The following is a 4062-nucleotide window of genomic DNA, read 5'->3' on the forward strand; positions in this document are numbered from 1 at the left end:
TTTTCATAGTTAGGGTTAACAGCCGGATCTTCAGGTACCGCTCTCAATGCCACTTCCAGGTTATAGCGTGCATCCCAAAGGTTGGGATCTAACGCTAAAGCGCGTCTAAAATCCTGTTTGGCGAACTCGATTAAGGGTAACTGACGGGCATCAGCTTCCGTCATTTCCAGCGCTGCGCGTAAATTAATATTGCCGCGATTGTAAAAAACCAAAGGCATCAATTCACCCGAAGCCTTACCCAAAGCAATAGTGAGCTGATCCAAGGCCAATTCATGCTGTTCCTGCTTCTCAAAATCAGCCGCTTTAGCAAAATGTGCACGAGCATCGTCTGGTACATCATCACTCGCCGAGGGTGAAGTAATGTATTGCTCAACCTGTATTTCTTGCCACAATTGCATGGCTAAATAGATAACCGAAGCGGTGCTGGCCAAAATCAATACAATCAACGAAAAACGTAGTGTTTGTAATTTCTTATTCATGGGCTTTTTTTACTCCCCACCATGTATATAAATGTGAACTTGCCAATAACAACATGGCTAACATCGCCAACCAGAGAAAGACATCTTCTTTAGGTTCGTGTGGCAGTGTTTCTTCCACAATCAGTGTTTGATAATGCTGGCGGTCAATTTCAGATAAGGCATCTGCAAAGCTTTCTAATGAGCCAGCTTCAAATGCACGATAAGGCACACCTATCGATTTAAAGAACGTATGTAATTTCCGTTCAGGAATGTCGACCCACAACAAATTGTCATTGTCGCTGGCTTCGAGTGTCATTTCCTGCCTGGATTTAAGATATATCCAGTAAATCGTGAGATTCATCTCACGATAAGTGCTGGCAATCTCTTCTTTAGCTTCATCTGTTAATAATTGCCCACCATCAGACACCAACAAGACAATCCGGGAACCGCGATAAGGCTGGTCTTCAAACATTTTGGCACTGCTGATTAATGCCTCAGCCATATTGGTGTCTGATAAGCCTTTACCCAGAGCATTAGCATTAATCGTTGCTAAAACAGCTTCTTTGTCATAGGTCAACGGTAAAAGATTGATAGCTTTAGTACTGAAAAAGACGAAGCCAAATCGGTCATCAGGACGATTTTTGACAAACTCCGTTAAATACTCCCGAGCCACATTACGTTTTGAATTATCGCCCCCTACACTGACTGTTGCAGCTTGTGCTTTAACAGCAAAAGGATCATCCATACTTCGGCTGCGATCTAATAACAACACGATCTCCGCACCTTCACCAATTCGCTCTCTTTTCTGCTCAGGTAAACTGGGTGAGGCTAATGCCAGGATAAGGCAAGCTATGACGAGAGAAGCCAAGCTTTTCAGGGTGAGATTAATCACACGTGATAAAGGATCGACGGGAACCAGATTCACCCAGGCGACGGTTTTATCCAGATTGTGGTTAAACCAGGGTAATAATGCCAGCGGCAATAAAAATAAAAGCCAGGCATGATCCCATTCCAAACCGGCTAGCATCATGCCATTTTCTCCTTAGCACGACATTTTTTTGCCAGTTCAAAAGAGGCGGAGAATGGTGCTTGTTCCACTGGCTCACGGCTAAAGAAGTGGCTGGCTGACTGCTGGTAAAAGTGTTCAATCTCGTCGGCCAGCGGTTCCAACCAAGGGCATTTCTGCCACAGTACTGACAGATCATTTTTAACAAGCACACGACCTGCGCTGCGATTAAATGCATGGTGCAATTGACGACTGGCTTCATCGGCATTTTTGCGCCCCAGAAAACGCATTTTATTTAACTCAAATACGGCTGTCGCAAATGGCAAACGATGACGTGGCCGTAAACCAAAGTGCCAAGCCAACCAAATTAAGATAGCGACAAATAAAACAGCTATGGCAATCCACAACTCAGTCAGAAGCTGTTGATGGCTTTGTGGCAGTAACACAGCATCGGCACGTGGCTGATATTGACTACCATCCGCATTCGATAAAAATGAACCCAGCTCCAGTGTAGTCGCAGGCACCGTTAAGAACTCTCCTGCTTCTGTGCGAAGTTCTATTTCTGGTGTTTGCACTTCCCGAGTCTGTGCTGGCACATTAATTATCTGAAACGTTAATGTCATCACGGTCCCTTCTGACTGGCGCTTTAACAACTGCAGCCAGGGACCATAACGTTTTTCGACTTGTGGCAGTGAGTGGGCTTCTAACTGACTGCTATCTACGGGTAAATGGATGGTTGCCTGGATCTGGTCACCGACCAGTAATCCCCAGCTACGATCAAAACGAATAGTGACATCTTCCGCAAAGGCGTTTGCTGTCACCAGCGTAAATAAAAACAGAGCAAATAATCGCATTGTCTGTATTCCTATGAGTTTTTCATGGCGTAAAAATATTCGGTCAACTGTTGTGGCGTCACATCGCCCTCAACATAGAGTGGTCTTATGCGATAACGCATAAAACACGCTGAGAGTTGAGAAAAATGGTCGTCCATTTGTTGTTGCCAACGCTTTTTAATACTTGGCCGCATCCAGACGCTGTGCCGCTGACCTGTCTCAGCATCACGTGTTTCTGCCCATCCCGCATGCGAAGGAAAGTGATCGACATCGTCATGCCGCCATACAATCGGGATGACCGTATATTGCGACAATTTGCGTAAACTTTGCTCCAACAAGCTCAGATCAAAACAAAAATCGGAAGCCAAAAAGACCATGGCACGTTTACTGTTAATCAGATCGGTGGCATGTGTTAAGCCTGCCGCCCCAGGTGCTTTTGGTTTAGCCGCATCCATCAGACGCTCAGCAGCAAATGCCGGCATGCTACGTTGCGTGGTGGGCATAATCGTCATGTCTTGGCGCCATTCACTATCAAACGCCGTCATAGCAAACTTATCGCCAATACCAATTGCACTGTGTGCGATCATATGAGCCAGTTTTGCCAATCGTTGATGATTCACACTGGAAACCGTCATGGATTGACTGATATCAGACATTAACCACAACGTGATGGATGAACGTTGTTGATAACGTTTTACCAACCAGCGTTGTTGGCCTTGCTGAGTCACATCAGCGGCTTGATGACGCAAACTGGCACGTATATCCAGACGACGAGGGTCCGGATAATCAAACAAATCCGCAAATCCCGCAAACCGATCGCCACTGCCTAACGCTGTACCGCTATGCGCGCCAGGCACATGACTAAACACCTTATCGGGAAAACGATAAACAAACTCCTGCTGAGGCAGGTTTCTGATAGCCATACAGATTAAGGTGTCGCGATATGATCGCGAAGAGCTCGAACAAATTGCGGCATAATTTGTTCGCGTCGACCTTCATACACTGGAGAAAGGAAGACACGGTGTGTCATGGAAGGTAACAACACGGTATGAATATCATCTGGTAGTACATGATCACGACCATCCAACCAGGCTGCCACTTTTGCGGCTCTTACCATGGCTGACATACCACGAACACTGGCACCGGCCACCACCAGGTCTTCCACATAGATATCAGGCATTTCAATACCTAATTCATGCGGCGTCCAGCTGGCATCCCATAAACGAACCACGTAATTTTCAATTTCAGGTGATACAAAAATACTACGTTGAATATCATGATCCAGAGCATTTAATTGTTGATAGTCCAGTAAAGGTTCACCAATCGTGTTCAGCAGCTGATCCACATCATGAAACGCAGGATCGAAAATAAGTTGACGACGAATCGCGTCATCAGTCGGGCGGCTGATATTTATCTCAAATAAGAAACGGTCACGAGCGGCAGCACTGAGTTCAAATGTTTCTTCTTTTTCTACCGCATTGCGGTCGGCAAACACGACCATATGAGGGAAACGATATTCTTTACCAAATGCTTCAACACTGCGCTCAGCCATGGCACGAAGTAATAATGACTGCACCTGAGGTCTGGCACGGTTAATTTCGTTAAAGAAGAAAACGGCTGTTTCTGCACCGTGATTAATCAATGGGCCAGGATCAATGACCGGTTTACCTTCTGCATTTACCCAAGCACTATAGAGCAGGTCATTCGGCATTAAGTCGACGCTACCCTCAATACGCCCAAAAGCACCACCCAGCGCTTTTGAAAA

General features: G+C 45.8%; 5 protein-coding genes. All 5 read right to left on the minus strand.

The window, feature by feature from the left end; genetic code table 11:
* Positions 1-479, minus strand: a 479-nt coding sequence (locus tag B4K20_RS07965) for an MxaK protein (RefSeq protein WP_289282505.1), incomplete at its 3' end; no start/stop codon positions are given.
* Positions 472-1488, minus strand: a complete 1017-nt coding sequence (locus B4K20_RS07970; RefSeq protein WP_286305042.1) for a vWA domain-containing protein — start codon at positions 1486-1488, stop codon at positions 472-474. The genes B4K20_RS07965 and B4K20_RS07970, both read right to left, overlap by 8 nt.
* The gene (locus B4K20_RS07975; protein WP_289282506.1) at positions 1485-2318 is read right to left on the minus strand and encodes a hypothetical protein; all 834 of its coding nucleotides are present in this window, start codon (positions 2316-2318) and stop codon (positions 1485-1487) included. The genes B4K20_RS07970 and B4K20_RS07975 overlap by 4 nt, the downstream gene beginning before the upstream one ends.
* Before the next feature lie 11 nt (positions 2319-2329).
* Entirely contained in the window at positions 2330-3220 is an 891-nt protein-coding gene (locus B4K20_RS07980) for an MxaS protein (protein WP_286305044.1), read from the minus strand.
* A gap of 5 nt (positions 3221-3225) precedes the next feature.
* Positions 3226-4062, minus strand: an 837-nt coding sequence (locus B4K20_RS07985; protein ID WP_289282507.1) for an AAA family ATPase, incomplete at its 5' end; no start/stop codon positions are given.

The organism is Methylophaga sp. UBA5088, from assembly GCF_002414625.1.
GTDB classification, from domain to species: Bacteria; Pseudomonadota; Gammaproteobacteria; order Nitrosococcales; family Methylophagaceae; genus Methylophaga; species Methylophaga marina.

Coding starts and splice junctions, on each gene's coding strand:
- B4K20_RS07970 (WP_286305042.1), bottom strand. CDS start 1,488: ATGATGCTAGCCGGTTTGGAATGGGATCATGCCTGGCTTTTATTTTTA.
- B4K20_RS07975 (WP_289282506.1), bottom strand. CDS start 2,318: ATGCGATTATTTGCTCTGTTTTTATTTACGCTGGTGACAGCAAACGCC.
- B4K20_RS07980 (WP_286305044.1), bottom strand. CDS start 3,220: ATGGCTATCAGAAACCTGCCTCAGCAGGAGTTTGTTTATCGTTTTCCC.